The following is a 26,418-nucleotide window of genomic DNA, read 5'->3' on the forward strand; positions in this document are numbered from 1 at the left end:
ACGTTCCCGTCGTCATTTTCCCAACGGCAGGAATGAACGCTCCGGCACCACGGTTTTCATCACCAGCGTGGAGCTCAGGCGTTGCACGCCCGGCAGGGCGGAGAGTTTCTCGTCATAAAGCTGCTGAAAGGCGGGCAGATCGCGAGCGATCACGTGCAACAGATAGTCGGGGTCGCCAAACAGCCGCTGTGCCTGCACCACCTGCGGAATGTCCACCATGGCGTTTTCGAAGGTTTCAACGGCGCGGCGATCGCCTTCGCGCATGGTGACGAACACCAGGGCGGAAAAGTTATAGCCCAGGCTGCCGGGATCGAGCTGGGCGCGGTAACCCCTGATCACCCCGGACTCCTCTAATGCCCGCACCCGGCGGTGGCAGGGGGACACGCTCAAACCGATCCGCTCGGCCAGCTCGGTCACCGACAAACGGCCGTCGGCCTGCAGTTCAGCAAGAATCTTGCGATCAATCTTATCCATTTGGAAAAATTTCCCCGTTTATGCCGATTTCAGGCAAGTAATTGAAAGCACATTTTAACGTCATGAGGATATTCTTGCCATCTGTTGAACGGTTTTACGGCCGCCGCGGCAGGCGGAGGCCGTTCTTCTTCCACGAGGAAAGCGCAATGGTTCTCTGTTCGATGTGGCGCGGCGCGTTTGAGAGGGCGCTGGCATGACGCTCGCTCTTTTCGCCGCGTTTTGGGCGGTGTCGATTTTGTTGGTGATCACGCCAGGTATGGATTGGGCCTATGTGATCTCGGCGGGCATTCGCGGCCGGGTGGTGGTGCCCGCCGTCGCCGGCTTGCTGTTTGGCCACCTGCTGATGATTGCGATCGTGGTGGCGGGCGTCGGCGCGCTGCTGGTCGGCAACCCGCTGGCGCTGACGGCGCTCACCTTGCTGGGGGCGGCTTATCTGTTGTGGATCGGTTTCAACATGCTGCTGCACCCGCCAGTGCCCGGCGCCGGTGAAGATCAGCGTTCCGATTCCTGGCTGCGCTGGGCCGGCAAGGGCGTGTGCGTCAGCGGCTTGAACCCCAAGGTGTTTCTGCTATTTCTGGCGCTGCTGCCGCAGTTTACCGACGCCCGAGCCGAATGGTCGGTGCCGATGCAGATGCTGGCGTTGGGCGTCGTGCATTTGATCAGCTGCGGCCTGGTGTATCTGCTGGTGGGGTTTGGTTCGCAGTCGGTGCTACGCACGCGCCCGCAGGCCGCGAAGGTAGTGGGGCGCATTTCCGGCGCGGCGATGATCGTCATCGCCCTCGGGCTGCTGGCCGAGCAGGCGCTGAAATAGCGCTACCGTCGGTAAATGTCCGGCCGGGCGATCTGCCAGACAAAGTCGGGGCGGTTGATGGCGCTATAGCCCACTTTTTCGTAGAGCCAGGGGGCGGTGCTCGTGACCAGCATGACTCGCCGCAGCGTCGCCATCAGCGGATGGGCCTGGCAGCATTCTGCCAGCCATAGGCCCAGCCCGCTCTTTTGGTACGTTTCCAGCACGTACACGTCGCACAGATAGCCGAAAGTGGCGTAATCGGTGACCAGCCGGGCGAAACCGATCTGCCTGGCCTCGTGATACAAACCGAAGCACAGGCTGTGGGCGAGCGACTGGCGGACGGTCTCTTTATCGATTCCCTCCGCCCATGACGAACGGGTCAGAAAAGCGTGGATGGCATCGAGATCCAGCAGAACGGGATCGGTGCTGACGAGATAGTCCGCACGCCGCCACTCCCGTGGGGCAGGGGTTGTCATGATGGTTCTTCTCCTGTGCAAGCGTTCAGGTCAGGGCCGCCGTTCAGGCGTGCAATTCGGCGACCGTCATGGTGAAAATCAGCGTGTCTTCGCCTTCGTTGGCGTACCGGTGCGGGCCGTCCGTTTTGGCGACCGCCGAACAGCCCGGCGCAATCATGAGCTCGGTTTGTTCGACGGCCAGGCTCAAGACGCCTTGCTCAACGTGCAGCAGCTCGAAGGTGCCCGTCGGGTGGCCGCCCGATGCATAGGCTTCCCCCGGCGCCATTTCCCACCGCCACAGTTCTATCATGTTCGGGCCTTGGGTGCCCGCGAGCAAACGGGCCGAGCCGCCGCGATCGCCATGCCACAGCGTGGGAATATCTTGGTTTTCAATCAGGTAGGCGGCGGGCGCGCGGGTGACGTTGACGATGTCCGCCACCGACAGACCCAGCGCCGCCGCGAGCTTGCACAGGATGGCGATGCTGGGATTGGCGGCGCCTTTCTCGATCTCCACCAGCATGCCTTTGCTGACGCCCGCCCGGCGCGACAGCTCATCCAGCGATAGCTTTTGGCTTTTTCTTTGTTGCTTGATGCGGTGCGACACCGCTTCGCTGACGGTTTGCACGTCGGCGCCGAACTCGGTCGGTCTGTTGACTTTGGCGTTCATCGGTCAATATTATGAAATAAAATGGTCAATATAGGATTATTCAATGATTTTAGTCGATCCGTCAATCGATCCGGCCGTCGCTGCGCTGGCACCCGGTTTCCGGGCGTTAAGCATTACCGCGGTTGCGGCTCCCATAACCCATCCGGACGTGGGGGCATTGGCGTTGGCGCAAGCCTGTCGCGCCCTCGGCGAGGAAGACGCACCCTGGGCAGAGGCGCATCTCACGGCCTGGCGCGAGGTGTTCATGCAGTTTGGCGCCAAACCCAAGCGTACGCCCTGTTCCGCCGACGCCCTGCGCAAGCGCGCGCTGCGCGACGGCACGATGCCCAGCATCGATCCGGTCGTCGATCTCTATAACGCCGTCAGCATTCGTTATGCAGTGCCGGTGGGGGGCGAGAATATCGCGGCCTATGTCGGCGAGCCGCGGCTGATCGTCGCGGATGGCAGCGAACTGTTTGATACCGTCAAAGAGGGGGCGCTGATCCATGAATCGCCGGAGGCGGGGGAGGTGGTTTGGCGCGACGATCGCGGCGTGACCTGCCGCCGCTGGAATTGGCGCCAGGGGGTCAGAACCCGGTTGAGCGCCGAGGCCGAGCGGATGTGGTTCATCCTGGAGAGCCTGCCGGCGATGCCGTTGACGGCGCTGCACGAGGCGGGCGACGAATTGATTGCCGGTTTACGGCAAATGATGCCCGGCGTCACGGTAGAGCAACGGCTCATCGGCTGCGCCTCGTAACAGGCGTCAGCACTGGCGGCGGACCAAACCGCTGATCAAATCCAGCGCGTCGTCCGCCGCCGCGATTTCGCTTTCGCTGAGCGCCTGCCGTTCGATGAAGCTCTCGATGGCTTCCAACAGGGAGAAGACGCTGATTTCATCTCCTATCTTTACGACTTCGCAAACGCCACGCCCGATCGCCAGACAGATGGCTTCATCAAATTCACACGGTTTGCTGTTCATTTTTCCCCCTACGGCATTTGGGATTATATCGGCCATGCTACCGGTTTTTGCCCGGTGGCTGTCTGACGAAAATCCCATTTTTTCGTTGATGCTGACGGGCGCACGAGCGCGGGCATTGGCGAAATTCTGATTTCCTCACCGTGGCCAAATTTCCCTTGTGACCACCGTGCCGGCGCGGTATTGTCGCCAAATGACGACAATACCGCCTCATTGTCCGCATAAAAAATTCATGACGTTATCATCCCTTCATCCCGCTGCCGTGCGGGATTTTTTTATGAGGTTTATCTCAAAGTGCGGATAACCTCGACGCGATCGCTTGCCATGCTCTGAGAATAATCCTAGCTTGAAATAGTCATTTAGGGTTAGCAATCCCTCATGACCTCCTTGTAACACTTGATGCACCAGAACGTTTTCTCCCCCGCCGCGGCGGGGGTTTTTAATGACGTGCATCAGAAAAGGCCGTGAACGTAGAACCGACAGAGTTCGTGACGATAACCAGTTTAAGCATCAGGGGACGGGACAATGAAAAATGATCTGGCGGCGGCGATCGCGATTGGCTGTGTGTTGTTGTTCGCATTGGCGGTCGGTTCGCCCCTTTCTATCGTTACTTCGCTGTAATCTTCCGCGGCCCCGTTCGGGGCCGCTCATCGCGCCAGTCGCCGCGTCTGCGGATTTTTGCGTCGATCGCCTGCCCGCGCGATAAAATCAGCCAGATCGCTGTTGATGTATGGCGAACTTTGAGTACTCTGAGTGCTTTGCACATCCCGCGTGCGCCCATTCTATCTATGCTTTAATCAGGCCTATCACAGGAATCGCCATGCCCGCCCGCCAAATCTCAAGGAGCCCGCTCTGATGCTGGAGATGTTATTACAGTGGTACCGCCGCCGCTTCACCGATCCTCAGGCCATCGCGCTGCTGGTGATCCTGGTTGCCGGGTTCCTTATTCTCTATTTTTTGCATGGCATTCTGACCCCGTTGCTGGTCGCCATCGTGCTGGCGTATCTGCTGGAGTGGCCGACCGCGCGCCTGCAGCGCATCGGCTGTTCGCGCACCTGGGCGGCGAGCGTCATGCTGCTGGTGTTCGCGGGCGTCGCCATGCTGCTGGTGTTTGTCGTCGCGCCGACCGCCTGGCAGCAGGGCATCAATCTGATGAGCGATCTGCCGGGCATGCTCAACCAGTTCTATAACTTCGCCGCGACGCTGCCGAAGCGTTATCCGGCGCTGGTGGATGCCGGCATCATCGACATGATGGCGGAAAACCTGCGCAGCCGGTTGTCCGGCATGGGCGAATCGGTGGTGAAATTCTCGCTGGCGTCGCTGGTCGGCCTGCTGACGTTGGCTATCTATCTGATCCTGGTGCCGATGATGATGTTCTTCCTGCTGAAGGACAAAGAGCAGCTGCTGAACGCGGTGCGCCGCGTGCTGCCGCGCAATCGCGGCCTGGCGGGGCAGGTCTGGAACGAGATGAATCAGCAGATCACCAACTACATTCGCGGCAAAGTGCTGGAGATGGTGATTGTCGGCGTGGCGACCTACCTGGTGTTCGCCGTGCTGGACATGCGCTACTCGCTGCTGCTGGCGGTGCTGGTGGGTTTCTCGGTGTTGATCCCCTACATCGGCGCGGTGCTGGTCACCATACCGGTAGTGGTGGTGGCGCTGTTCCAGTGGGGCGTCGGCGCCGATTTCTGGACGCTGATCGTCGCCTATCTGGTGGTGCAGGGGCTGGACGGCAACCTGTTGGTGCCCATTTTGTTCTCCGAAGCGGTCAACCTGCATCCGCTGGTGATTATCCTGTCGGTGATCGTGTTCGGCGGGATGTGGGGCTTTTGGGGCGTGTTTTTCGCCATACCGCTGGCGACGCTGGTGAAGGCGGTGATCCATGCCTGGCCGGATGAACTGCGGGTCGAGGTGGAAGACAAGGCCGACTGACTGGGAAGAAACGAAGCGCAGCAGGCCACTGCGCTTCGTGAGAATTACTGCTGCAGGTAGTTCAGAACGATGTCGTGGTGATTGGTGGTTTTGAAATCATCAAACACTTTTTCAATCTTGCCATTGGCATCGATCAGGAAACTGATGCGGTGAATGCCGTCGTAGGTCTTGCCCATGAAGGTTTTCTCGCCCCACACGCCAAACTGTTGTGACACCTGATGATCTTCATCAGACAACAGCGTGAAGTTGAGCAGCTCCTTTTCGGCGAAGCGCGACAGTTTTTCCGGTTTGTCGGTGCTGATGCCCAGCACTTCGACGCCGACCTTTTTCAATTCGTCCATGTTGTCCCGCAGGCCGCAGGCTTGCACGGTGCAGCCCGGCGTCATCGCCTTCGGATAAAAATAGACCAATACTCGCTGTCCCTGGAAGTCGGCCAAATTAATTTCCTCACCGTCCTGGTCAGGCAAACTAAATTTCGGCGCTGTGTCACCGGCTTTCAATGGGCTCATCACTACTCTCCATCTTTCTCGTCATGCTGTGGATAGTTCACCACGCTAATACTGCCTTGCGCGTTCAATTCTGTACATAGGCGATGGAAGGCTTGCTCAATATTTGAGGCGTCCCGATCGCCGGAGCTGTGGGCGGTGATTTGGATATACAGCTGCGGCGGCAGGTCGCCGTCCGCCGGCTGCGTGCGCGAGACCAGTTCGGCGATATTCATCTGGCTGGAGTCGAACAAATCGGTAAAGCGTTCGATGATGTGCGGCGAGTCCTTCACTTCCACCTGCACCCACACCGTGGCCGGCATCGGCGGCCTTTCGTGCGAGTTTGTGCGCTTCATCACGATCAGCAGATCCAGCTCCGCGCCTTTTTGCGGCAGGGTGGATTCGATCAGGGTGATGGCGTTCCAGCTGCCGGACAGCAGCATGATGAACGTGAACTCCTCTCCCAGCATGGCCAGACGGCTATCTTCGATATTGCATCCGCAACTGCTGACGTGGCGGGTGATGGTATTGACGATTCCGGGGCGGTCGGCGCCGAGCGCGGTAATCACGAGATAGTGTTCGTCTGACTGAGGCAAAATAGCGCTTCCTGTCGTGCTCAATGGGGTTACCATGGTAAACATAAAAAAAACCGCCTGCCAAGCGCTTACAACGCGGTTGTGCGCTTGCTTTTGGATAGGCAGCAAAAGTACCATGAGTGACTTGTTTGTGGAGGGGACGGCCAATGTTTACGGGAAGTATTGTTGCACTGGTTACGCCGATGGACGACAAAGGTGCTGTCGATCGCGCGAGCCTGAAAAAATTGATCGATTATCATGTAGCCAGTGGCACCGCGGCGATCGTTTCCGTAGGGACCACCGGCGAGTCCGCAACGCTTGCCCATGACGAGCACGTTGACGTGGTGCTGCAGACGCTGGAGTTGGCCGACGGCCGCATTCCGGTGATCGCCGGCACCGGCGCCAACGCCACCGCCGAAGCCATCGCGCTCACCACCCGCTTCGCCAACACCGGCGTGGTGGGCTGCCTGACGGTGACGCCGTACTACAATAAGCCGACGCAGGAAGGGCTGTATCAGCACTTCAAGGCGATCGCCGAGAGCACCGAACTGCCGCAGATCCTGTATAACGTGCCTTCGCGCACCGGCTGCGACATGCTGCCGCCGACCATCGCTCGGCTGGCGAAAATCAAGAATATTGTTGCTGTAAAAGAAGCGACGGGGAACTTAAGTCGCGTTAGTCAGATCCAAGTGCTGGTTGACGATGAAGATTTCATTTTGCTGAGCGGCGACGACGCCAGCGGGCTGGACTTCATGCAACTGGGCGGCAAAGGGGTGATTTCCGTGACGGCCAACGTGGCCGCGCGCGAGATGGCGGAACTTTGCGCGCTGGCGGCGCAGGGCAAATTTGCCGAAGCGCGCCGCTTAAATCAGCGCTTGATGCCGTTGCATCAGGATCTATTTGTAGAAGCAAACCCAATTCCGGTGAAGTGGGCCTGTAAGGCGTTGGGATTGATGGCAACCGATACGCTGCGTCTGCCGATGACGCCGTTGAGCGAGGCCGCCCGCCCGGTGGTGGAGCGCGCGCTGAAAAGCGTCGGTTTGCTGTAACTCTAAGGGAAATTTGATGGCTTATTCATTGCAAAAGTCGACGGTAGCAAAAGTAGTGGGCATCTCATTGGTGATGATGCTGGCAGCCTGCAGCAGCGATCAGCGCTACAAGCGCCAGGTCAGCGGCGACGAGGCCTACCTCGACGCGGCTCCGCTCAAGGCGTTGAACGCGCCGTCCGGCATGATCCTGCCGGTGCAGAGCGGCAACTATGACGTGCCGGCCACAACGGTGCAAGGCAACGTCGGCAAGCAGCTGGACATTCGTCCGCCGGTGCAGCCGTTGGCGCTGCTGAGCGGTTCGCGCGCGCAATACGCCGGCGACAGCGGCACGCTGCTGCTGGAAAACAGCCCGCAGAACCAGAACCTGTGGTCGCGCGTGGTCAGCCTGCTGCAGGCGAAGAACATCGCGATCGCTTCCCGCCAGGACGCCGGTCAGACCCTGACCACCGACTGGGTGAAGTGGAACCGTCTGGACGAAGACAACCAGTACGAAGGCCGTTATCAGATCAGCGTGCAGCAGCAGGGCTACCAGCAGGCGCTGGTGGTGAAAAGCGTTGGCCTGCAGCAGCAGGGCAAGACCGAGCAGGTGACCGATCAGTCTGAGATCCAGCGCTACAACGGCATGATGATCAACACCCTGATCGAAGGCCTGGACAAGCAGGATAACCTGGCGAGCAGCCAGACGGCCAGCCGCTTCGGCGCGCTGGACGTGCAGAGCGGCGCCGATGACACCGGCCTGCCGATGCTGGTGGTGCGCGGCCCGTACACCGTAGTGTGGGATCGCCTGCCGCCGGCGCTCGAAAAACTGGGGATGAAAGTGGGTGACCGCAGCCGTCCGCAGGGCACCGTCGCCGTGACCTACAAGTCCCTGAGCAGCAGCGATTGGGATGCGTTGGGCGTCAAGGATCCTGAACTGACGGAAGGCGATTACAAACTGCAGGTCGGCGATCTCAACAACCGCACCAGCCTGCAATTCATCGATCCGAAAGGCAAACCGCTCACCCAGTCGAAAAACGACGCACTGGTGGCGGCATTCCAGTCAGCCTTCAGCAAAACCAGCGTTAACTAATCAAAAAGGGGCTTCGGCCCCTTTTTGTTTTGTCTATACGGTATCGTTTGCGTCGCAGGTTTGGCACAATAGTGTCCGGCACGCCAAAGAATTCATTAGGTCAATTCTATACCCCCTAATTTCGGGCCGCGCTCGGGAGACAACGGGGATACATCACTGGAGTAAGTAAGATGCAAAAGCTAGCTGAGCTGTATCGCGGAAAGGCAAAAACCGTTTACACCACCGAGAATCCCGATCTGTTGGTGTTGGAGTTCCGCAACGATACGTCAGCACTGGATGGTCAGCGCATTGAGCAGTTCGATCGCAAAGGCATGGTGAACAACAAGTTTAACCATTTCATCATGAGCAAACTGGAAGAAGCCGGCATCCCGACCCAGATGGAGCGTCTGCTGTCCGACAACGAAGTGCTGGTGAAGAAGCTGGACATGGTGCCGGTGGAGTGCGTGATCCGCAACCGCGCCGCCGGTTCGCTGGTGAAGCGTCTGGGCATCGAAGAAGGCCTGGTGCTGAACCCGCCGCTGTTCGATCTGTTCCTGAAAAACGACGCCATGCACGATCCGATGGTGAACGAATCCTACTGCGAAACCTTTGGCTGGGTGAGCAAAGAGCATCTGGCACGCATGCGCGAGCTGAGCTACCGCGCCAACGACGTGTTGACCCAGCTGTTCGACGACGCCGGCCTGATCCTGGTCGACTTCAAACTGGAGTTCGGTCTGTTCAACGGTGAAGTGGTGCTGGGCGATGAGTTCTCGCCGGACGGCAGCCGCCTGTGGGACAAAAACACCCTGGACAAGATGGACAAAGACCGTTTCCGTCAAAGCCTGGGCGGCCTGATCGAAGCCTACGAAGAAGTGGCGCGCCGCATCGGCGTGAAACTCGACTAAGCGTCGGCACCGCCATTCGGGGCGATCCGGCCGGATCGTCCCGCTATTCTGCGTTTTTCCAGAAAATTTCTACATTTCCTCCGCGGCAGACCATTTATAATGATGGATGCGAGATGACTAAAACCTATCCCACTCAGGCTTGAAGCTGCCTTTGCGCTTACGATCGCGGCGCAACTTCAACGAGCAGGGGAAATATCTGGAGTGTATTTATGCGTTGGCAAGGGCGTCGGGAAAGTGACAATGTTGAGGATCGTCGCGGGCAGTCTTCAGGTTTGGGCGGCGGTGGCGGCGGTTTCCGCGTGCCGGTGGGCGGCAAGGGCGGCATCGTCATTCTGGTGGTGGTGCTGGTGGCCGGTTATTACGGCATCGATCTGTCGCCGCTGTTGAACGGCGGTAACGTCGCGCCGCAGGGTCAACAACAGAGCGCCAGCATCAGTCCGAAAGACGATGAGCTGGCCAAATTCACCTCGGTGGTGCTGGCTTCGACCGAGGACAACTGGAAAGAGATTTTCCAGCGCATGGGCAAAACCTATCAACCGCCGAAGCTGGTGATGTATCGCGGCGTGACGCGCACCAGCTGCGGCACCGGTCAGTCGGCGATGGGGCCGTTCTACTGCCCGGGCGACAGAACGGTGTATATCGATCTGTCTTTCTATCAGGACATGAAGACCAAGCTGGGCGCCGGCGGTGATTTCGCTCAGGCCTATGTGGTGGCGCACGAAGTCGGCCACCACGTGCAGAACCTGTTGGGCATCGAGCCGAAGGTGCGCCAGATGCAGCAGGGCGCCAGCCAGGCGGAAGTGAACCGCCTGTCGGTGAAAATGGAGCTGCAGGCGGACTGCTTCGCCGGCGTGTGGGGTAAATACGCCGAGAAGCAGCAGATGCTGGAAGAGGGCGACCTGCAGGCGGCGCTGAACGCCGCGCAGGCGATTGGCGACGATCGGTTGCAGCAGCAGAGCCAGGGCCGCGTTGTGCCGGACAGCTTCACTCACGGCACCTCGCAGCAGCGCTACACCTGGTTTAAACAAGGCTTCGACAGCGGCGATCCCAATACCTGCAACACCTTTGCATCCCGTTAACGCCTCAAGTGCCGGAGCCTGACTCCGGCATTTTTTTCGGATTGAGATACAGCCTTATGTTACAGGCAGCGCAACAACTCATGCGGCGGCAGGGCATCCGGCGCCTGCTGGTGCTCAGCGGTGAACCTGACTGGTGCCGCGAACAGGCGCAGCGGCTGGCGGCGACGCTGCCGGGCGACTGGCCGTGGGTGGGGGAAAACCCGCCGCCCGGCCTGACGGCTTTGCCGAGCCGCGCGGTGCGCCAATTGCTGGGGCAGGAGCGGCTGCACGCAGTGTTCGACGCCGGTCAGTCGCTGGACGTGGAGGCGTTGGCGGCGCTGTGCGGCGCATTGCGCGCCGGCAGTTGGCTGCTGCTGTTGACGCCGCCCTGGCGGCAATGGCCTCAGTTGCCGGACGGCGACAGTCTGCGCTGGAGCGATTGTCCGCAGCCGATCACCACGCCGCATTTCATTCATCATCTGCAGCAGCATCTGGCCGATGACAGCGAAGTGACGATCTGGCGGCAGGATGAGCCCCTGACGCTGGCCGCGCTGCCGGCGCGTGAGGGGTGGCAGCCGCCGGATGGCCGCCCGACCGAGGAACAACAGGCGATCTTGACGGCGCTGCTGCAGGCCGAGTCCGGCGTGTGGGTGCTGACCGCCGCCCGTGGCCGCGGCAAATCGACGCTGGCCGGCATGCTGGTGGCGCAGTCGCCGCTGACCTGCTGGATCACCGGGCCGAGCCGCGCCGCCACTGAGGTGGCCGGGGAATGGGCGCAGGGGCGCGCGCAGTTTTGGGCGCCCGATGCCTTGCTGGCGCAGTGCCGGGAAGGCGACGTCAGTGAGGTGGGCTGGCTGCTGGTGGATGAGGCGGCGGCGATCCCCGCGCCTCTGTTGCAGCAGTTGATCGGTTATTTTCCTCGCGTGCTGTTGACCACCACGGTGCAGGGCTATGAAGGCACCGGCCGCGGTTTTCTGCTGAAGTTTTGCGCCGGGCTGCCGTCCTATCAGGCGTTGAGCCTGCAACAGCCGATGCGCTGGGCGCAGGGGGATGCGCTGGAACGGATAACGGACAATGCGCTGTTGTTCAACGAGCTGCCCGCCTGGCCGGCGGACGGCCAGGCGATCGATTACAGCCAGGCGGAGCAGCGTGAACTGTGCGCCGATCCGCAGCGGCTGGCGCGTTTCTATGCTCTGCTGAGCAGCGCGCATTACCGCACCTCGCCGCTGGACTTACGCCGGCTGATGGATGCGCCAGGCATGCATTTCGGGCTGGCGCAGGCCGGACAGGAAGTGGTCGGCGCCGTGTGGCTGGCGGAAGAAGGCGGCTTGAGCGCCGAGTTGGCGCACGACGTGTGGGCCGGCCGCCGCCGGCCGCGCGGCAACCTGGTGGCGCAGTCGCTGGCGGCGCATGGCGGCCAGTGGTGGGCGCCGACGCTGCGGTCACGGCGCATTACCCGCATCGCGACGCTGCCGGCGCTGCGGCGGCAGGGTATCGCGCGTCAGCTGGTCGAGCGGCAACGCTGCCAGGCGCAGGGTCTGGACTTCCTGTCGGTCAGCTTCGGCTATACCGAGCCGCTGTGGCGCTTTTGGCAATCCTGCGGTTTCGAGCTGGTGCGCATCGGCAGCAAGCCGGAGGCCAGCAGCGGCTGCTATACCGCGATGGCTATCTTGCCCCTGAGCGAGCAAGGGGAGGCGCTGCGGCATGCGGCGCACAAGCACCTGGCGCGTGACTGGCCCTGGCTGCGGCAGCGTATCGAGCTGACGCTGGCGATCCCGGGCGACGACGGCGATACGTCGCTCGGCGAAGAGGACTGGCGCGAGCTGGCCGGGTTCGCTTTCGCCCATCGGCCGCTGGAGGCCAGCCTGGGGGCATTGCAGCGTTTGCTGTTGGCCAGCAGTCTGCCGCTGTCCGCGCTGCGCGGCCATCTGCAGCGGCGGCAATCCCCGGCGGCCTGCGTGGAGCAGACGGGCGTAAGCGGCCAGAAAGCCTTGCTGCGCTACTGGCGGCACGAAACGGCGCAGGCGCTGGAACAGCTGAATGCGCAGCACTGCCGCTACTGGCGCGACTGGGCGCAGTCGTTGCAATAAATTGAATAACTCGCTCAATAAAACCCGATTTTCCCGATTTCTCAACGGCGTATAGTCACTGTCAGCGGTGCGGCGGCGACTGTCGCCGCACCAGGTCTGGTTACAACTAAGGAGTCATCGATGAAACATGAGCATTTCGTTGTCCAAAGCCCGGCGACCCCGGCGGCGCAGCTGATCTTGCTGTTTCACGGTGTCGGCGACAACCCGGTGGCGATGGGGGAGATCGGCAGTTACTTCGCCAAAGAGTTTCCTCAGGCCCAGGTGGTGAGCATCGGTGGCCCCGAAGCGTTTGGCAACGGCGCCGGGCGCCAGTGGTTTTCGGTGCAGGACGTGACCGAAGAGAACCGCGCGGCCCGCATCGCAGCCGTGATGCCGCAGTTTGTGGCGGTGGTGCGCCATTGGCAGCAGTTGAGCGGCGTAGGCTATGCCGGCACGGCGCTGGTGGGGTTCTCGCAGGGGGCGATCATGGCGCTGGAAGCGTTAAAAGCGGAAACCCGACTGGCCGGGCGCGTGGTCGCGTTCAGCGGGCGTTTCGCCCAGTTGCCTGAGCAGGCTTTCGGCGACAGCGTGGTGCATTTGATCCACGGTGAAGAGGACGCGGTGATCGCGGTGCAGCACGCTCACGCGGCGGCGGAAGCGTTACGGGCCGGCGGCGCCGATTTCACGCTGGACGTGGAGGAAAACGTCGGGCACGCAATCAACCAAGGCATGATGAACGCCGCGCTGGAAAGGCTGCATTATTACGTGCCGCAGCGCTACTGGGACGAGGCATTGTCCGGCAAGCGCGGCGAGCTGATCGCCTTTCGCTGAAAACTCAGGGCGCCGATGAGCGCCCTGATGTCATTTCTTTTTCGGCCAGTCGTCTTCGTCATCCCACTGGGCGTTGTTGTCGCGGTGCGGCGGTATCTCCGGCTTGTTGGCCAGATAGCTTTTCACGTCGACGCGGCGCAGTTCCTTGATGCCGCTGACGACCATCCCCACCAGAACCAGCAGGATAATCCACCAGTAATCAGCTAACCATTGCATAGCTACTCCTTTCCTTCACTGCGTATAAAACGCGAAAAAATCGAGGGCAGATGGCGTTCGAGCCATTCGGCACCGGCGACCTCCTTATCATGCCAGGCCGCCAGCAACAGCGCCGGGGTCAGCAAATGTTCGGCCTCTTGCGCCAGCGGCCGGTAGCTCAGATGCCACGGCTCCACCGCCACGCCGCCGCTGTCTTCGGTAAAGGGGCGATAGAAACCGAACTCGGCCATATGCGCCGTCAGCCACTGGTTGAGTGGCGCAAAGTACCCGCCTTCTTCATATTCCCACGGCTCCAGCTGCAGCTTTTGCCCTTCCGGCAACAGCGACGGATCGTACACGTCCAAATCGCTGCCCCAGTGATGGCGGCTGGCGCCAGGCAAGGCTGACCAGCGCAGGATCGCCTCACAGCGCTCGGCGGCGGACAGCGGCGCGACGTCGATCGGTTGGCTGTCCTTATCTAATACTGGCCGCTGGCCGCAGAATTTGCCATTCCAAATCGCCAACTGACGGTCGAAATCGCGGAAGGTACTGGCGGGCTGGAGATCGAATCCCGCCTCACGCGCCGCCTGCTGCATCGCCAGGAAGGCGTTGACCGCCTGCGGCTGCAGGCGGTGGTTGCCGCTCAGCGGCGCCAGGTGTTCGGTTGAGCGGCCGGTGAGCATCTCTGCGTTGATCATGCGACCAATTGCTCCATGATGCGTTGATACATGCGGCTCAGCAGCTGCAGATCCGCGGCGTTGACACATTCGTTGACCTTGTGGATGGTGGCGTTGACCGGCCCCAGTTCCACCACCTGCGCGCCCATCTGCGCGATGAAGCGGCCGTCGGAGGTGCCGCCGGTGGTCAGCAGCTGCGGCGTCAATTCAGAATAGTGCTCGACGGCGTTGACCACCGCATCCACCAGCGCGCCGCGCGAGGTGAGGAACGGTTGACCGGACAGCCGCCATTCGATGCTGTAATTCAACTGATGGCGTTCCAGCAGCTCTTCCACGCGCTGCTTGATCATCGCGTCAGTCAGTTCGGTGCTGAACCGGAAGTTGAACTGCACGTAGAGATCGCCCGGGATCACGTTGTTGCTGCCGGTGCCGGCCTGCACGTTGGCGATCTGCATGCTGGTCGGCGGGAAGAACTCGTTGCCGCGATCCCATTCGATCGCTACCAGTTCATTCAGCGCCGGCATGGCGCGGTGCACTGGGTTGTCCGCCAAATGCGGATAGGCGACGTGCCCCTGTACGCCGTGGATATGCAGGTTGGCGGTGATGGAGCCGCGACGGCCGTTTTTCACCACGTCGCCGACGCGTTCGGTGCTGGACGGCTCGCCGACTAGGCAGTAATCCAGCCGCTCGTTGCGCGCCATCAGCGCTTCGACCACTTTAACCGTGCCGTGAGTGGCGCTGGCTTCTTCATCTGAAGTGATCAGAAATGCCAGGCGGCCCCGGTGATTCGGGTTGGCGGCGACAAAGCGTTCCGCGGCCACCACCATTGCGGCCAATGAGCCTTTCATGTCCGCCGCGCCACGGCCATACAGCATGCCGTCGCGGATCGCCGGTTCAAACGGCGGGTTTTCCCAGCGTGTTTCATCGCCGGTCGGCACCACGTCGGTGTGCCCGGCAAACGCCAGGGTTTGCCCTTCGCCGCGCCAGGCCCAGAAGTTTTGGGTGTCTTCGAAGTCCATTGCTTCGACGGTGAAGCCGATCGCCTGCAGACGGTCGATCATCAGCTGCTGGCAGCCTTCGTCATTCGGGCTGAGGGAAGGGCGCTTGATCAACTGCTGGGCCAGTTCGATAACCGGGCAAGTCATACGGCAACCTCGGCGATAAATTGTTGGTATGCGTCGGCGTTAAAACCGAGCAGGGCGTGGCCGTTGCCGTCGTCCAGCAGCGGACGTTTAATGATCGCCGGCTGCGCCAGCATCAGCGCGATGGCGGCGTCGGCATTATCACAGGCGTTGCGCTGCGCTTCATCCAGCTTGCGCCAGGTGGTGCCGCGGGTATTGAGCAGCGGCTCCCAACCCAGTTGCGCGACGAAACCGCGCAGTTGCTGTTCGGTCAGGCCGTCGGCGCGGTAGTCGTGAAAATGATAGGCCACGCCCCGATCTTCCAGCCAGCGGCGGGCTTTTTTGATGGTGTCGCAGTTTTTGATGCCGTACATCGTCAGCGTTGTTTGTTGCGGTTTGTTTGCCATGGCGTAAAGCTACCTGTTTCGTCGAGTCGATACTGAGCGGCGGGCGCGGTCTTAGGCCTTCTCGCCGCCCGGCGATAGCAGAGATAATGCCAGTAAAGCGGCGGCGAGATCCAGACAACGATGCGCGCGAGACACGATTGGGCGCCAGGGTGAGAGGTTGGCAAACTGATGAAACGGCGACCTTCGCCGGCGATGTGCTTAAAAGACGCCGGCGAACGCGTTCTGCCGCCAATGCGGAGCGGGGAGGGAGAACTACTCTTTATTGATTCTTATGTTTAAACGCTCGGTCAAGCAACGCACGCGGGTAATATGCAACAGCGGTTTTATCCTGCTGGCGCCGAGTTTTTTCATGATTCGTGATTTGTAATGATTGGCGGTTTTATTTCTGATATTCATGGCATTGCTGATGTCGGCCAGCGATTTTCCCGTCGACCACTCCGAGAGAAAATGCGATTCGCGCTGAGAGAGTTGCGGCGGCTCGGTATAGTGACTGTAACGCTTATATAAGTCGCCGATCAGGTGGCTGAAGCGGCTCAATGATATAAGGTTTGATAATATAATGGTCTTATTGTCGACAATCACCATCTCATGCAGGCAGTCGGTGATAATGATTATTTTGTAGGTATTGGGGTTGGCATATTCATCGCGGTAACGCGCTTCAAAGTTGGCGATAGTGACATCGATAAAGCAGACCCTTTTGCGGCTAAAGCCGGCCGGTGCGCGTTTTTCCGCCCAGGTTTGGTTAATGAGTTGTCGGATGCCGACGGTGGTATAGGCGCACTCGCTAAAAATATCAATTTCCATTTTATTATAATCCTTTACTTTTTATTTCCCGGTGAGGATGGCTATCTTAAAACATAAAAAAAGAAATAATCTAAATAATTTCATGTTGAACTTTTCTTGCGTCGCAAATGAATGAGCGTTATCTGGGCGCCAGCTTTGAAGGGAAGGTTATATACTAGCATGATTTATAAAGAGTAAATCTTTTTTTCAACCGAATTTTTAAGCAAGGTAAGGCTAATAGAATAGACATCTTCTATTAATACCGCGGTAATTAAAAGGAATTAACATAGATTAAGGCTATCAAAATAGGATAAACAATCGGTTTTGACGATCATATAGCGGTGGCTGTTTTAGCTTAATGGATTAATAATTAAGATTTTTCTTGGTTTTGTCACGATGAATGGACTTATTTTGAACGTCACTAAAGTCGGCGCTGAAGTCATGAAAATATTAACGTTGAAATTGAGAGAAAGATAATTCTAAACAAAGAAACTGCGATGTTTTAAGCTGTAATCAGAGTGTGAACGTGGATGATTGATACGGAGAGCCGACGTGAAAAAATGTCATATCGAAATTTCCGAGCGGGTAACGCAGGAAATAACGTCCTGTATCGCGGAGGGATTGGATCGTTTTAATGATCAACATATCGGCTACGGCGATCGTCTGCCGCTGGCGGTGGTGGTAAGAGATCCCGACAGTGGGGAAGTTCTGGGGGGGATTACCGGACGCTCATCGTTAGGGCTGCTGTTTCTCGAGCTCTTTTATCTGCCGGAAGCGCTGCGCGGCGCGGGGTTGGGCAGCGAACTGTTGCGCCGTTTCGAGCAGGAAGGCCGCCGGCGCGGTTGCCTTTCTGCCGTGTTGTACACCATAAGCTTTCAGGCGCCGGATTTTTATCAACGGCATGGCTGGCAGCGTATGGGTGAAGTGCCTTGCTTGCCGCCGGGAACTCGCCGTATCTTTATGAGCAAAACCTTGTGATGCGCGTTTAACGCACGTAGCCTCCTTGTTGCAGGCGCTGCAGCGCAGCGCCGTCCGCATACACCATGCCGGTGGTCAAATCGTGAAAGCCGTACTTTTTATAGAAGGCCAGCTTTTCCGGCACCGAATAGATGAAAATCTTGCCGAGCGGCGCCAGATCTTGCATCACCCGATCCATCAACCTGCGCCCCAGCCCTTGTCCCTGAAAGCGCGGATCGATCGCCACGTCCGCCAGGTAGGCGACCGATGTCAGATCGCTGATGGCATGTGCAGTGGCGATCAACTCGTCGCCGATAAAACCCCAATAGCAAAACTGGCTGTGTTGGTAAACGCGCCGCAAGGTGTGCGGATCGCGCTTGCCCAGCCCGGCGGCCTCCAGCAATTCACACAGCCGCTGCCAGTCGATGGCGCGGCGGCTCGGATCGGTGATAATTTCCATCGTTTTCCTCTAACCGATAAGACTGAGATCGGCGGCATAGTGCCGAATGGCGCGTTGATAACCGCGGATGTCGGGGTCTGACGAGGTGTCCGCCAGCAGCAGCAACAGATCGGTCACGGCCCGTTTATTTTCACCCAGGTTGTACAGCGCCATGGCGCGAAACAGCATCAGCTCGTTGGCCTGCGGGAACTCGGCCAGGCCGTCGTCGAAAGCCCGTAGCGACGCCGAATATTCTCCCAGGGCGCGGTAGGTGCTGCCGAGACCCAGCCAGGCCTCGCGGCGCTGGGCGGGCGGCAAATCGCGAGCCAACGCCGCGAGGTAGCAGGGAATGGCCTGTTGCTCCAGGCCCTGTACGTCATACAGGCAGGCCAGCTGAAAGTGCAACATCGCCGCTTCCGGCTCTGCCGTCAGTTGCCTTAGCGCCAGCGCGGTCGCCTCCTGATAGCGGCCCTGCGTTTTCAACTGCGAGAGAGACAAAGAGCTGGACATGATCGACGCTCCATTGGCGTATTTTTATACCTTTTACACGCTACCGCGGAGAAATTGATATCACAAGGGAATAGCGGCACTAAACATTGATCAGATAAATACGAAAATGTGCGCTAAGCCCGGTTTCCGGGCCCGGCATCGTTCCCGTTTCCCTTCACATGGTCAAAAAACAGGCGTAGAATCCGCTTCGTCAAATAATTGAGGTTGTAAAGTATTATGGTTGATCGTGAATTAGGAAACTGGAAAGACTTCATTGATGAGATGTTGGGCAACTGACACAGCGTTGAAGCAGATGGCAAGGTTGAGTCATTGGAACGTCACTGAAACGCCTTGGGAACGAGATTTTCGTTCGAAATAAAGCAGCATCGGTAACCCGACGCTGCTTTTTTTATATCCCGCGGATCAGTCCCCGCTGGCCGGCGTATTGCCTGCCGGATGCGCTTTACCCGGGAAGCGGCGCCGTACCAGCACGAAGAACAGCGGCACGAAGAAAATCGCCAGCAGGGTGGCGGAGATCATGCCGCCCATCACCCCGGTGCCGACCGCATGCTGGCTGCCGGAACCGGCGCCGCTGCTGGTGGCCATCGGCAGCACGCCGAAGATGAACGCCAGCGAGGTCATCAGGATCGGCCGCAGGCGCATGCGGGACGCGTCGAGCGTCGCCGACATCAGATCTTGGCCTTTATGGTTCAGCTCATTGGCGAACTCGACGATCAGAATGGCGTTTTTCGCCGACAGCCCAATGATGGTCAACAGGCCAACCTGGAAATAGACGTCGTTCTCCAGACCGCGCAGCCAGGTGGCGGCGACCGCGCCGATCACCCCCAGCGGCACCACCAGCATCACCGAGAACGGTATCGACCAGCTCTCGTACAGTGCCGCCAGGCACAGGAACACCACCAGCAGCGAAATGGCGTACAGCGCCGGCGCCTGCGAGCCGGACAGCCGTTCCTGATAGGACATCGCCGTCCATTCCAGCCCGAAACCGGTCGGCAGTTGGCTGACCAGTTTTTCCATTTCTGCCATGGCGGTGCCGGTGCTGACGCCGTTGGCCGCCTCGCCGACGATCTCCAGCGCCGAGCTGCCGTTATAGCGCTCCAGCCGCGGCGAGCCGTACTCCCAGTGCGAGGTGGCGAAGGCCGAGAACGGCACCATGCCGCCCGCGCTGTTGCGCACATACCATTTATTGATGTCATCCGGCAGCATGCGGAACGGCGCCGCGGCCTGCACGTAGACTTTTTTCACCCGCCCGCGGTCGACGAAGTCGTTGACGTAGGTCGAGCCCCAGGCGGTGGAGAGGGTATTGTTGATGTCGTCGATCGATACGCCCAGCGCCTGAGCCTTGCGCTGATCGATATCGATTTGCAGCTGCGGGCTGTCGTCCAGGCCGTTGTGGCGCACGCGCGACAGCAGCGGATTTTGCCCGGCCAGCTGCAGCAATTGATCGCGCGCCGCCATCAGTTTGGCGTGGCCGAGCCCGGCGTGGTCTTCCAACTCCATGTCGAAGCCGGAGGAGTTGCCGAGACCGGTGATCGCCGGCGGGCTGCTGGCGATCACCCGGGCTTCGTTAATCTTGTTGAATGCCAGCGTGGCGCGATCGATGATGTCGAACGAGCTGTTGGCGCCCGAGGTGCGCAGGTCCCAGTCTTTCAGCCGCACGAACAGGCGTGCCACGTTTTGGCCGTTGCCGCCGGGCCCGGAGCCGATGATGGCGAACACCGACAATACGTCCTGTTTCTCTTCGGTGAGGAAGTACCGCTCGACCTTTTCCACCACTTTGGAGGTTTGCTGCAGGGTCGAGCCCGCCGGCAGTTGCACCTGCACGGTGAAGATGCCGCGGTCTTCCTGCGGCAGGAACGAGGTCGGCAGCTTGATGAACAGCAGCGCCATGCCGCCGAGCAACAGCAGATAAATCACCATGTAGCGGCCGCTGGCGTGCAGAATGCGCCCCACACCGCGCTCATAGCGTTCGGCGTTGCGGTTGAACATGCGGTTGAACCAGCCGAAGAAGCCGCGCTTGCCGTGATGGTGCCCTTTGGCGATCGGTTTGAGCAGCGTGGCGCACAGGGCCGGGGTCAGGATCATCGCCACCAGCACCGACAGCACCATGGCGGAGACGATGGTGATGGAGAACTGGCGATAGATGGCGCCGGTGGTGCCGCCGAAGAACGCCATCGGCACGAACACCGCCGACAGCACCAGGGCGATGCCGACCAGCGCGCTCTGGATCTGCCCCATGGATTTGCGCGTGGCTTCACGCGGCGGCAGGCCTTCCTCGCTCATCACGCGTTCGACGTTCTCCACCACCACGATGGCGTCGTCCACCAGCAGGCCGATCGCCAGCACCATGGCGAACATGGTGAGGGTGTTGATGCTGAAGCCGCAGGCGGAAAGGATGGCGAAGGTGCCCATCAGCACCACCGGCACGGCGATGGTGGGGATCAGCGTGGCGCGGAAGTTCTGCAGGAACAGATACATCACCAGGAACACCAGCAGGATGGCTTCCAGCAGCGTTTTCACCACGTCCTTGATCGAGGCTTTGACGAACGGGGTGGTTTCATAGGCCACTTTGGCCTCCAGCCCGTGCGGGAAGTATTGCGACAGCTCGGCGATCTTGTCCTTCACCAACTGGTCGGTTTGCAGTTCGTTGGCGCCGGAGGCCAGCTTGATGTTCATGCCCGCGGCCTGCATGCCGTTGTAGCGGCTGAGGTAGTTGTAGTTCTCGCCGCCCAGTTCGACGGTGGCGACGTTGCCCAGCGTCACCAGCGAGCCGTCCTGATTGACCCGCAAGGTGATCTGGCGGAACTGTTCCGGCGTCTGGAGCTGCGACTGGGCGTTGATGGTGGCGTTCAACGCCTGTTTATCGACCGATGGCGTGCCGCCCAACTGGCCGACCGCCACCTGGGCGTTCTGGGATTGAATGGCCTTGACCACGTCCTGGGTCGTGAGCTGGTAGCTGTTGAGCTTGTTGGGATCGAGCCAGATGCGCATGGCGTATTGCGAGCCATACACGTCCATGCTGCCGACGCCGTTGATGCGGCTGAGCGGATCCTGCAGGTTGGAGACGATGTAATCGGCGATGTCCTGCTTGTCCATGCTGTTGTCGGTGGAGACGAACGCCACCATCATCAGCGTGGTGTCGCCGGATTTCGAGACCGTGACCCCCTGATTCTGCACCGCCTGCGGCAAACGTTTGATCGCCGCCTGCAGCTGGTTTTGCACCTGCTGCATCGCCTCGTTGGGATCGGTGCCGGCTTCGAACGTCAGCGTGACGGTCGCCTGGCCGGTATTGGTGCTCTGCGACGACATATACATCATGTTGTCGAGGCCGGTCATATTTTGCTCAATGATTTGGGTGACGGTGTTTTCCAGCGTTTGCGCCGAAGCGCCTGGGTAAGTTGCGCTGATGCGCACGTTCGGCGGCGCCAAATTCGGGTATTGTTCTACCGGTAAAGAAAAAATCGCCAATGCCCCGGTCAGGCAAAGAATAATTGCCAGCACCCAGGCGAAAATCGGGCGATCAATAAAAAAATTGGCCATGCAGCGCGAACCTCGTTATGACTTGTTCTATCTTTAAAACGCATCGGAAATATGCATTTCAGCGGCAGGGAAGGATTCCGGCGCTATTGCACTTTACTCGGGATAGTCGAGGAAAGCGTGGAGAAAAAAAGGAGATAGTGTAAATAACGGTAGCGGAAAACGGCGCGGATGCACCGACGCCGATAATTGGACGCTATTAAGACATTTTTATTACTATCAAAGGCCTTGCGCATCTCTTCGCCGCAGGTAACCGAAAGTAAAAACTGGATTCACCTTACAGCAGGAGCTTGGCATGGGAATTAACCCGGTATTTGCCCGTCGGCTTTATTTATGCTGGCTGATCAGCCACAGTGAACGGCCCAATGTGCCGCGGTTGATGGCGCTGACCGGTTGGCCGCGCCGCACGTTGCAGGATGTGCTGAAGGCGCTGCCCGGCATGGGCGTCGAGCTGCAGTTCGTGCAGCAGGGCGTGCGCAACAACGACGGTTTTTATCAGTTGGAAAGCTGGGGGCCGTTCAACAAGAGCTGGGTGCATCAGCATCATCAGGCGCTGCTCGGCGCCATCGAGTAGGCGGCCCCGGCGTATTGGCCGGGGCGGGGCGATCAGTGGCTTTTGTACTCCAGGTACATCACCGTCGCCGCCACGCGAGAACGCACGTCCAGCTTGCGCAGTATGTTGCGGATGTGCACCTTCACGGTTTCTTCAGAGATATGCAACTGCGCCGCCACCTGTTTGTTGGACAGGCCGCGCGCCACCTCTTGCAAGACGTCCAGTTCGCGTTCGGTCAAGGCGGTGAAGGGATCGCGCTGCTCGCTGCGCGCCAGCAAATAGTCGGCCATGGCGTCGCTGATCACGTTTTGCCCCTCGGCGGCGGCGCTGATGTGTTCCAGCAGCTGCTCCGGTTCACTGTCTTTCAGCAGATAGCCGTCGGCGCCGGCGTCGATCAGCGCATACAGATCGCTGCGCGCGTCGGAGACCGTCAGCACGATGATGCGCGCGTCTACGCCTTCGTCGCGCAGAGCCCGCAGCGTATCCAGCCCGGACATGCCCTTCATGTTCAGATCCAACAAGATCACGTCCGGCGCGTGCTGCAGCGCCAGCGCAACCGCCTCGCTGCCGTTGCCGGCCTCCGCCACCACGCCAAATCGCGCATCCAGTCCCAGCAGTTGTTTGATGCCGCGCCGCATCAACGGATGATCGTCAACGATCATGACTCGGTATTGCTTCATCACCATGAAAAATGCTCCCTGTAGCAAGTAAAGCCACTCAAACGCGCCCGGAGGCGTGCTTCACAGTGGGACTGTCTCTTCAAAAATAGCGGCATTCTGCACCGCAAACCTCTCCGGGCGGCCTTCTGCCCGGCGGCAACCGTAACGCAGAGTGAACAGCCGCAAGGTCAGGGCGAGAATGTCAGGCAGACCGCCGTGCCGCCGCGGCTTCTGCGCCGGATGCGCAGCGTTCCTCCCAGTCGCGCCGCGCGTTCGCTCATGATGGTCAAGCCGTAATGCCCTTCCGGTTCTTCCAGACTGGCGATGCCGCAACCGTCGTCGGTAATGCTGAATACGTTGTCGCCTGCGGCGTTGACCTCGCAACACACCGCGATCTCGCTCGCTCCTGCGTGCTTGACGGCATTGAGCACCGCCTCGCGCACGATCTGCAGCGCGTGCACCTGCTGCTGGGCGTTGAGCGCCTGCGAGGGCAGCCGACAGTGTAACTGAATCCGCGCGGGGGTTAGCGCCTTTAATGGCTGCAACAGTTGCTCCAGCGCGGCATTCAGATCCGCCTCCTGAATGTTGAGGCGGAAGGTGGCCAGCAATTCCCTCAGCTGGCGATAGGCATCGGCCAGCGTGCGATCGAAATCGTCGATAATCGTCTGCGCCGCCGGATCGTCGGCGGCGCGCCGGAGCAGCGTCAGCTGGATGCGCAGGAACGACAGCGTCTGCGCCAGCGAATCGTGCAGCTCGCGGGCGATGGTCCCACGCTCTTCCATCAACAGCAGATATTGGTGCTGCTTTTGCGCCCGGTTGAAGTAGACGCCGCGCCCCAGCATGTTGGCCAGGCTCTGCATCAGGTGAGGATGCGGCGGCTGCGCTTCGGGCTGCCATCGCAATTCACCCAACAGTTTATCGCCTTGGGTGATCGGCAGCGCGCTCCAGGTTTGCGCCGGCGCCGGCTCTCCTTCGTTCAGTTGCCACTGGCCATGATCGTCCGCCACGTTCAACCGGATGCAGCGCAGTCGTTCGCTTTGGCGCACGATGCGCAGCACATTCTCGAATGCCTGCTGATCGATCTGGCGCACGCTCAGCGCCTGTGAACAGCGATACAGCACCTCCAGCGTTTCGTTGGCCTGCTGCAGGCGCTGGGTTTTTTCCTGCACTTTCAGCTCCAGCGACTGATAGAGCCGGGCCAGCTCGTCCGACATGGCGCTGAAGGTTTGCGACAGCACGCCGAGCTCGTTCGGCAGCGCCACGTCCAGCTGCGGGTGGCGAAAGTCGCGCTGTTGCACGCGCTGGCTGGCGTCGACCAGGTGCTGCAGCGGCGTGACCACCTGGCGGCGCATAAAGCGGATGCAGAACAGCACCAGGCCGATGATGGCGGCGTAGCCCAGTACGCTGACGGCGGCCACCAGGGTGAGTTTCAACTCGGAATAACGCTGCAGAGCGGAAACAAAATGATCGACGCGGTTGACGTAGCCGGCGACCTCCGCCCGGTAGGCGGCGGCCTGCCCGTCGCGGATCTGCCGCTCCATCGCTTGCCATGTTCGTTGCAGCGCCAGATAGTGGTTGCGCACCTCGGCCGGGACGTAAAAGCGCGCCAGCTTTTGCAGCGCCGGCGCCTGCAAAGATTGCCGATACTGCTGCAGGTGCAGCTCCAGCTCCGGGCTCTGTCGATCGAGATCAAAGGCCAGGCGGTAGCTTTGCATGCGCAGCGAACCGGCGATGTTGATCGCCTCGGCATCGCTCTGGCTGCCGGCGACGGTCGTCAACGCCAACCCGGTGGCGAGCACCGACAGTATCACGATGCCGAACAGCGCCCTGGCCAGGCTGCCGGTCACGGAACGTTTAACAAGCAATCACGGAATCCTTTTCTCTCAGGTGAGGGCTGCGCCAGTTTCATTCGAAAGCAAAACTATAACTTTTGCAACTAAATTGCACCGCGATTTGTATCAAGTTGTCAACAAAACGGGAACAATTGTCGTCGTGTAATCAAATGAATAGCGAAATGCCCGCCGATGTTCAGCCGCCGCCCGGTTTCCACTGAGGATTTGTCTTTGCGGATGCGATTCGTCTGTCAGATTATGCGTCTGCCCACGATGTCTTTTTAATCCTGGTTTGCCCGGAGAGGCGTTGTGATTTTTGTTGCAAATCGTCTGCTGCGGCGCAGCGTAATCGCGGTATGATTTTCACGTTGCAACTCAAGGAAAAAGGGTCATGTCGTCGAAAATTGAGAATGTGAAGAAAGAGCTGTTGTCGGACAACTGGTATGTGCTGCACAAGTACACGTTCGATCTGAAACGCAAAAACGGCGGTTCGGTGCAACAGATGCGCGAGGTTTACGATCGCGGCAACGGCGCCACCATTTTGCTGTACAACCGCGCCAAGGGCACGGTGGTGCTGACCAACCAGTTCCGCATGCCGACCTACGTCAACGGCAACGAAAGCGGCATGCTGCTTGAGGCCTGCGCCGGCCTGCTGGACGCCGATTCGCCGGAGCAGTGCGCGCGTCGCGAAGCGGTGGAAGAGACCGGTTTTCAGGTGGGCGAGGTCAAGAAAATCTTCGAAGCCTACATGTCGCCGGGCGGCGTGACCGAGATCGTGCACTTCTTTATCGCCGAATACCATGACGATGAGCGGCGCGCGGCCGGCGGCGGCATTGAAGATGAAGATATCGAAGTGATCGAACTGCCGTTCAGCGACGCGGTGGCGATGATTGCCGATGGCCGCATTAAAGACGGCAAGACCATCATGCTGCTGCAGTATTTGCAGATTCATCGGGTGATGGAATAAAAAAAGCCGGTCATGATGACCGGCTTTTTTATCGGCTTGCGCCAGGCCGCTTACTTCAGCAGCGCCTGCGCCTTCGCCACCACGTTGTCCACGGTGAAGCCGAACTCGGCGAACAGCTGCTCCGCCGGCGCCGACTCACCGAAGGTGGTCATGCCCACGATGGCGCCGTTCAGCCCCACGTACTTGTACCAGTAGTCCGCGATACCCGCTTCCACCGCCACACGCGCCGTCACCGCCGCCGGCAGCACCGACTCGCGGTACGCCGTATCCTGCTTGTCGAACGCGTCGGTCGACGGCATCGACACCACCCGCACCTTGCGGCCCGCCGCGGTCAGCTTGTCCGCCGCTTCCACCGTGATGCCCACTTCGGAGCCGGTGGCGATCAGGATCACGTCCGGCGTGCCCGCGCAGTCTTTCAGCACGTAGCCGCCGCGGTACACGTTCGCCAGCTGCTCTGCGGTGCGCGGCTGCTGGGTCAGGTTCTGGCG

At 59.9% G+C, this 26,418-nt stretch carries 30 protein-coding genes; 13 read left to right on the forward strand and 17 right to left on the reverse strand.

Translation table 11 applies throughout. The annotated features are described in order from the left end of the window. Window positions 1-12: 12 nt before the first annotated feature. Window positions 13-474: an Lrp/AsnC family transcriptional regulator gene (locus ACJ8PL_RS22310; protein ID WP_004941672.1), complete on the reverse strand. Its 462-nt coding sequence runs from the start codon at window positions 472-474 to the stop codon at window positions 13-15. Between the two features lie 193 nt (window positions 475-667). On the opposite strand from ACJ8PL_RS22310, the gene ACJ8PL_RS22315 reads away from it, so the two are divergent. After that, the gene (locus ACJ8PL_RS22315; RefSeq protein WP_004941674.1) at window positions 668-1,285 is read left to right on the forward strand and encodes a LysE family translocator; all 618 of its coding nucleotides are present in this window, start codon (window positions 668-670) and stop codon (window positions 1,283-1,285) included. 2 nt (window positions 1,286-1,287) lie between these two features. Here ACJ8PL_RS22315 and ACJ8PL_RS22320 read toward each other — a convergent pair whose 3' ends face one another. Next, on the reverse strand, window positions 1,288-1,740 hold the full coding sequence (locus ACJ8PL_RS22320) for a GNAT family N-acetyltransferase (RefSeq protein WP_016926733.1): 453 nt from the start codon (window positions 1,738-1,740) through the stop codon (window positions 1,288-1,290). Window positions 1,741-1,783: 43 nt separating this feature from the next. Then, entirely contained in the window at window positions 1,784-2,386 is a 603-nt protein-coding gene (locus ACJ8PL_RS22325) for an XRE family transcriptional regulator (protein ID WP_097101561.1), read from the reverse strand. Window positions 2,387-2,429: 43 nt separating this feature from the next. On the opposite strand from ACJ8PL_RS22325, the gene ACJ8PL_RS22330 reads away from it, so the two are divergent. Then, window positions 2,430-3,122, forward strand: coding sequence for a B3/B4 domain-containing protein (locus ACJ8PL_RS22330; protein WP_197755490.1), 693 nt, complete (start codon window positions 2,430-2,432; stop codon window positions 3,120-3,122). Window positions 3,123-3,128: 6 nt separating this feature from the next. On the opposite strand, the gene ACJ8PL_RS22335 is transcribed toward ACJ8PL_RS22330, so the two are convergent. Next, window positions 3,129-3,344: a hypothetical protein gene (locus ACJ8PL_RS22335; RefSeq protein ID WP_049299947.1), complete on the reverse strand. Its 216-nt coding sequence runs from the start codon at window positions 3,342-3,344 to the stop codon at window positions 3,129-3,131. A gap of 852 nt (window positions 3,345-4,196) precedes the next feature. Between ACJ8PL_RS22335 and ACJ8PL_RS22340 the strand changes: the two genes are divergently transcribed. Further along, entirely contained in the window at window positions 4,197-5,273 is a 1,077-nt protein-coding gene (locus ACJ8PL_RS22340) for an AI-2E family transporter (RefSeq protein WP_016926738.1), read from the forward strand. Window positions 5,274-5,317: 44 nt separating this feature from the next. Here ACJ8PL_RS22340 and bcp read toward each other — a convergent pair whose 3' ends face one another. Continuing rightward, complete coding sequence (bcp, locus tag ACJ8PL_RS22345) at window positions 5,318-5,782, reverse strand: thioredoxin-dependent thiol peroxidase (RefSeq protein ID WP_015378709.1); 465 nt, start codon at window positions 5,780-5,782, stop codon at window positions 5,318-5,320. A 2-nt stretch (window positions 5,783-5,784) separates the two neighbouring features. Further along, window positions 5,785-6,390 (reverse strand): glycine cleavage system transcriptional repressor, encoded by a 606-nt coding sequence (locus ACJ8PL_RS22350; protein WP_369783268.1) that lies wholly within the window; start codon window positions 6,388-6,390, stop codon window positions 5,785-5,787. Between the two features lie 110 nt (window positions 6,391-6,500). On the opposite strand from ACJ8PL_RS22350, the gene dapA reads away from it, so the two are divergent. From dapA to ypfH, 6 genes are all read left to right on the forward strand, one after another. Then, complete coding sequence (gene dapA / locus ACJ8PL_RS22355) at window positions 6,501-7,382, forward strand: 4-hydroxy-tetrahydrodipicolinate synthase (RefSeq protein ID WP_004941701.1); 882 nt, start codon at window positions 6,501-6,503, stop codon at window positions 7,380-7,382. A gap of 16 nt (window positions 7,383-7,398) precedes the next feature. Next, entirely contained in the window at window positions 7,399-8,451 is a 1,053-nt protein-coding gene (gene bamC / locus ACJ8PL_RS22360; protein ID WP_015378707.1) for an outer membrane protein assembly factor BamC, read from the forward strand. 170 nt (window positions 8,452-8,621) lie between these two features. Beyond that, entirely contained in the window at window positions 8,622-9,335 is a 714-nt protein-coding gene (gene purC / locus ACJ8PL_RS22365) for a phosphoribosylaminoimidazolesuccinocarboxamide synthase (RefSeq protein WP_004941708.1), read from the forward strand. A 209-nt stretch (window positions 9,336-9,544) separates the two neighbouring features. Further along, window positions 9,545-10,414 (forward strand): KPN_02809 family neutral zinc metallopeptidase, encoded by an 870-nt coding sequence (gene ypfJ, locus ACJ8PL_RS22370; protein WP_048325299.1) that lies wholly within the window; start codon window positions 9,545-9,547, stop codon window positions 10,412-10,414. A gap of 56 nt (window positions 10,415-10,470) precedes the next feature. Then, the gene (locus ACJ8PL_RS22375) at window positions 10,471-12,483 is read left to right on the forward strand and encodes a tRNA(Met) cytidine acetyltransferase TmcA (protein WP_261465625.1); all 2,013 of its coding nucleotides are present in this window, start codon (window positions 10,471-10,473) and stop codon (window positions 12,481-12,483) included. Between the two features lie 120 nt (window positions 12,484-12,603). Beyond that, on the forward strand, window positions 12,604-13,293 hold the full coding sequence (ypfH, locus tag ACJ8PL_RS22380; protein ID WP_016926743.1) for an esterase: 690 nt from the start codon (window positions 12,604-12,606) through the stop codon (window positions 13,291-13,293). A gap of 30 nt (window positions 13,294-13,323) precedes the next feature. Here the strand turns inward: ypfH and ACJ8PL_RS22385 are convergent, their stop codons facing one another. The 5 genes from ACJ8PL_RS22385 to ACJ8PL_RS22405 all read right to left on the reverse strand — a co-directional run bounded on the left by ACJ8PL_RS22385 (window position 13,324) and on the right by ACJ8PL_RS22405 (window position 16,497). Further along, on the reverse strand, window positions 13,324-13,509 hold the full coding sequence (locus ACJ8PL_RS22385) for a YpfN family protein (protein ID WP_004941720.1): 186 nt from the start codon (window positions 13,507-13,509) through the stop codon (window positions 13,324-13,326). Between the two features lie 2 nt (window positions 13,510-13,511). Next, complete coding sequence (locus ACJ8PL_RS22390) at window positions 13,512-14,186, reverse strand: M15 family metallopeptidase (RefSeq protein ID WP_016926744.1); 675 nt, start codon at window positions 14,184-14,186, stop codon at window positions 13,512-13,514. Beyond that, window positions 14,183-15,310 carry a succinyl-diaminopimelate desuccinylase gene (gene dapE / locus ACJ8PL_RS22395; RefSeq protein WP_016926745.1) on the reverse strand — a complete coding sequence of 376 codons (1,128 nt, stop codon included), beginning with the start codon at window positions 15,308-15,310 and terminating at the stop codon, window positions 14,183-14,185. The genes ACJ8PL_RS22390 and dapE overlap by 4 nt, the downstream gene beginning before the upstream one ends. After that, entirely contained in the window at window positions 15,307-15,693 is a 387-nt protein-coding gene (locus ACJ8PL_RS22400; protein ID WP_033634178.1) for an ArsC family reductase, read from the reverse strand. The genes dapE and ACJ8PL_RS22400 overlap by 4 nt, the downstream gene beginning before the upstream one ends. A gap of 252 nt (window positions 15,694-15,945) precedes the next feature. Further along, entirely contained in the window at window positions 15,946-16,497 is a 552-nt protein-coding gene (locus tag ACJ8PL_RS22405) for a LuxR C-terminal-related transcriptional regulator (RefSeq protein ID WP_033639677.1), read from the reverse strand. Window positions 16,498-17,028: 531 nt separating this feature from the next. On the opposite strand from ACJ8PL_RS22405, the gene ACJ8PL_RS22410 reads away from it, so the two are divergent. Continuing rightward, window positions 17,029-17,454 (forward strand): GNAT family N-acetyltransferase, encoded by a 426-nt coding sequence (locus ACJ8PL_RS22410; protein ID WP_004941737.1) that lies wholly within the window; start codon window positions 17,029-17,031, stop codon window positions 17,452-17,454. A 7-nt stretch (window positions 17,455-17,461) separates the two neighbouring features. On the opposite strand, the gene ACJ8PL_RS22415 is transcribed toward ACJ8PL_RS22410, so the two are convergent. Then, complete coding sequence (locus ACJ8PL_RS22415; protein WP_004941740.1) at window positions 17,462-17,893, reverse strand: GNAT family N-acetyltransferase; 432 nt, start codon at window positions 17,891-17,893, stop codon at window positions 17,462-17,464. 9 nt (window positions 17,894-17,902) lie between these two features. Then, window positions 17,903-18,382 carry a tetratricopeptide repeat protein gene (locus tag ACJ8PL_RS22420; RefSeq protein WP_016926749.1) on the reverse strand — a complete coding sequence of 160 codons (480 nt, stop codon included), beginning with the start codon at window positions 18,380-18,382 and terminating at the stop codon, window positions 17,903-17,905. 216 nt (window positions 18,383-18,598) lie between these two features. On the opposite strand from ACJ8PL_RS22420, the gene ypfM reads away from it, so the two are divergent. Continuing rightward, complete coding sequence (gene ypfM / locus ACJ8PL_RS22425; RefSeq protein ID WP_100396732.1) at window positions 18,599-18,658, forward strand: protein YpfM; 60 nt, start codon at window positions 18,599-18,601, stop codon at window positions 18,656-18,658. A 126-nt stretch (window positions 18,659-18,784) separates the two neighbouring features. Here the strand turns inward: ypfM and acrD are convergent, their stop codons facing one another. Continuing rightward, the gene (gene acrD / locus ACJ8PL_RS22430) at window positions 18,785-21,922 is read right to left on the reverse strand and encodes a multidrug efflux RND transporter permease AcrD (RefSeq protein ID WP_016926750.1); all 3,138 of its coding nucleotides are present in this window, start codon (window positions 21,920-21,922) and stop codon (window positions 18,785-18,787) included. A 292-nt stretch (window positions 21,923-22,214) separates the two neighbouring features. Between acrD and ACJ8PL_RS22435 the strand changes: the two genes are divergently transcribed. Next, entirely contained in the window at window positions 22,215-22,493 is a 279-nt protein-coding gene (locus tag ACJ8PL_RS22435) for a winged helix-turn-helix domain-containing protein (protein ID WP_016926751.1), read from the forward strand. 32 nt (window positions 22,494-22,525) lie between these two features. On the opposite strand, the gene ACJ8PL_RS22440 is transcribed toward ACJ8PL_RS22435, so the two are convergent. Together ACJ8PL_RS22440 and narQ are read right to left on the reverse strand one after the other, a co-directional pair. Beyond that, complete coding sequence (locus ACJ8PL_RS22440) at window positions 22,526-23,158, reverse strand: response regulator (protein ID WP_004941753.1); 633 nt, start codon at window positions 23,156-23,158, stop codon at window positions 22,526-22,528. A 161-nt stretch (window positions 23,159-23,319) separates the two neighbouring features. Beyond that, window positions 23,320-24,996, reverse strand: coding sequence for a nitrate/nitrite two-component system sensor histidine kinase NarQ (gene narQ / locus ACJ8PL_RS22445; protein WP_016926752.1), 1,677 nt, complete (start codon window positions 24,994-24,996; stop codon window positions 23,320-23,322). Between the two features lie 358 nt (window positions 24,997-25,354). On the opposite strand from narQ, the gene nudK reads away from it, so the two are divergent. After that, a complete protein-coding gene (nudK, locus tag ACJ8PL_RS22450; RefSeq protein ID WP_016926753.1) occupies window positions 25,355-25,930 on the forward strand; it encodes a GDP-mannose pyrophosphatase NudK in 576 nt (191 codons plus the stop codon). A 50-nt stretch (window positions 25,931-25,980) separates the two neighbouring features. On the opposite strand, the gene ACJ8PL_RS22455 is transcribed toward nudK, so the two are convergent. Then, window positions 25,981-26,418 (reverse strand): transketolase-like TK C-terminal-containing protein (locus ACJ8PL_RS22455; protein ID WP_442531399.1); only part of this gene is annotated, 438 nt, incomplete at its 5' end.

The sequence above is a fragment of the Serratia sp. CY83965 genome, from assembly GCF_052166375.1.
GTDB lineage: Bacteria > Pseudomonadota > Gammaproteobacteria > Enterobacterales > Enterobacteriaceae > Serratia > Serratia marcescens.

What these genes read in the sequence shown, in the direction of transcription:
- ACJ8PL_RS22310 (WP_004941672.1), bottom strand. Translation starts at nt 474, where the DNA reads ATGGATAAGATTGATCGCAAGATTCTTGCTGAACTGCAGGCCGACGGC.
- ACJ8PL_RS22315 (WP_004941674.1), top strand. Translation starts at nt 668, where the DNA reads ATGACGCTCGCTCTTTTCGCCGCGTTTTGGGCGGTGTCGATTTTGTTG.
- ACJ8PL_RS22320 (WP_016926733.1), bottom strand. Translation starts at nt 1,740, where the DNA reads ATGACAACCCCTGCCCCACGGGAGTGGCGGCGTGCGGACTATCTCGTC.
- ACJ8PL_RS22325 (WP_097101561.1), bottom strand. Translation starts at nt 2,386, where the DNA reads ATGAACGCCAAAGTCAACAGACCGACCGAGTTCGGCGCCGACGTGCAA.
- ACJ8PL_RS22330 (WP_197755490.1), top strand. Translation starts at nt 2,430, where the DNA reads ATGATTTTAGTCGATCCGTCAATCGATCCGGCCGTCGCTGCGCTGGCA.
- ACJ8PL_RS22335 (WP_049299947.1), bottom strand. Translation starts at nt 3,344, where the DNA reads ATGAACAGCAAACCGTGTGAATTTGATGAAGCCATCTGTCTGGCGATC.
- ACJ8PL_RS22340 (WP_016926738.1), top strand. Translation starts at nt 4,197, where the DNA reads ATGCTGGAGATGTTATTACAGTGGTACCGCCGCCGCTTCACCGATCCT.
- bcp (WP_015378709.1), bottom strand. Translation starts at nt 5,782, where the DNA reads ATGAGCCCATTGAAAGCCGGTGACACAGCGCCGAAATTTAGTTTGCCT.
- ACJ8PL_RS22350 (WP_369783268.1), bottom strand. Translation starts at nt 6,390, where the DNA reads ATGGTAACCCCATTGAGCACGACAGGAAGCGCTATTTTGCCTCAGTCA.
- dapA (WP_004941701.1), top strand. Translation starts at nt 6,501, where the DNA reads ATGTTTACGGGAAGTATTGTTGCACTGGTTACGCCGATGGACGACAAA.
- bamC (WP_015378707.1), top strand. Translation starts at nt 7,399, where the DNA reads ATGGCTTATTCATTGCAAAAGTCGACGGTAGCAAAAGTAGTGGGCATC.
- purC (WP_004941708.1), top strand. Translation starts at nt 8,622, where the DNA reads ATGCAAAAGCTAGCTGAGCTGTATCGCGGAAAGGCAAAAACCGTTTAC.
- ypfJ (WP_048325299.1), top strand. Translation starts at nt 9,545, where the DNA reads ATGCGTTGGCAAGGGCGTCGGGAAAGTGACAATGTTGAGGATCGTCGC.
- ACJ8PL_RS22375 (WP_261465625.1), top strand. Translation starts at nt 10,471, where the DNA reads ATGTTACAGGCAGCGCAACAACTCATGCGGCGGCAGGGCATCCGGCGC.
- ypfH (WP_016926743.1), top strand. Translation starts at nt 12,604, where the DNA reads ATGAAACATGAGCATTTCGTTGTCCAAAGCCCGGCGACCCCGGCGGCG.
- ACJ8PL_RS22385 (WP_004941720.1), bottom strand. Translation starts at nt 13,509, where the DNA reads ATGCAATGGTTAGCTGATTACTGGTGGATTATCCTGCTGGTTCTGGTG.
- ACJ8PL_RS22390 (WP_016926744.1), bottom strand. Translation starts at nt 14,186, where the DNA reads ATGATCAACGCAGAGATGCTCACCGGCCGCTCAACCGAACACCTGGCG.
- dapE (WP_016926745.1), bottom strand. Translation starts at nt 15,310, where the DNA reads ATGACTTGCCCGGTTATCGAACTGGCCCAGCAGTTGATCAAGCGCCCT.
- ACJ8PL_RS22400 (WP_033634178.1), bottom strand. Translation starts at nt 15,693, where the DNA reads ATGGCAAACAAACCGCAACAAACAACGCTGACGATGTACGGCATCAAA.
- ACJ8PL_RS22405 (WP_033639677.1), bottom strand. Translation starts at nt 16,497, where the DNA reads ATGGAAATTGATATTTTTAGCGAGTGCGCCTATACCACCGTCGGCATC.
- ACJ8PL_RS22415 (WP_004941740.1), bottom strand. Translation starts at nt 17,893, where the DNA reads ATGGAAATTATCACCGATCCGAGCCGCCGCGCCATCGACTGGCAGCGG.
- ACJ8PL_RS22420 (WP_016926749.1), bottom strand. Translation starts at nt 18,382, where the DNA reads ATGTCCAGCTCTTTGTCTCTCTCGCAGTTGAAAACGCAGGGCCGCTAT.
- acrD (WP_016926750.1), bottom strand. Translation starts at nt 21,922, where the DNA reads ATGGCCAATTTTTTTATTGATCGCCCGATTTTCGCCTGGGTGCTGGCA.
- ACJ8PL_RS22435 (WP_016926751.1), top strand. Translation starts at nt 22,215, where the DNA reads ATGGGAATTAACCCGGTATTTGCCCGTCGGCTTTATTTATGCTGGCTG.
- ACJ8PL_RS22440 (WP_004941753.1), bottom strand. Translation starts at nt 23,158, where the DNA reads ATGGTGATGAAGCAATACCGAGTCATGATCGTTGACGATCATCCGTTG.
- nudK (WP_016926753.1), top strand. Translation starts at nt 25,355, where the DNA reads ATGTCGTCGAAAATTGAGAATGTGAAGAAAGAGCTGTTGTCGGACAAC.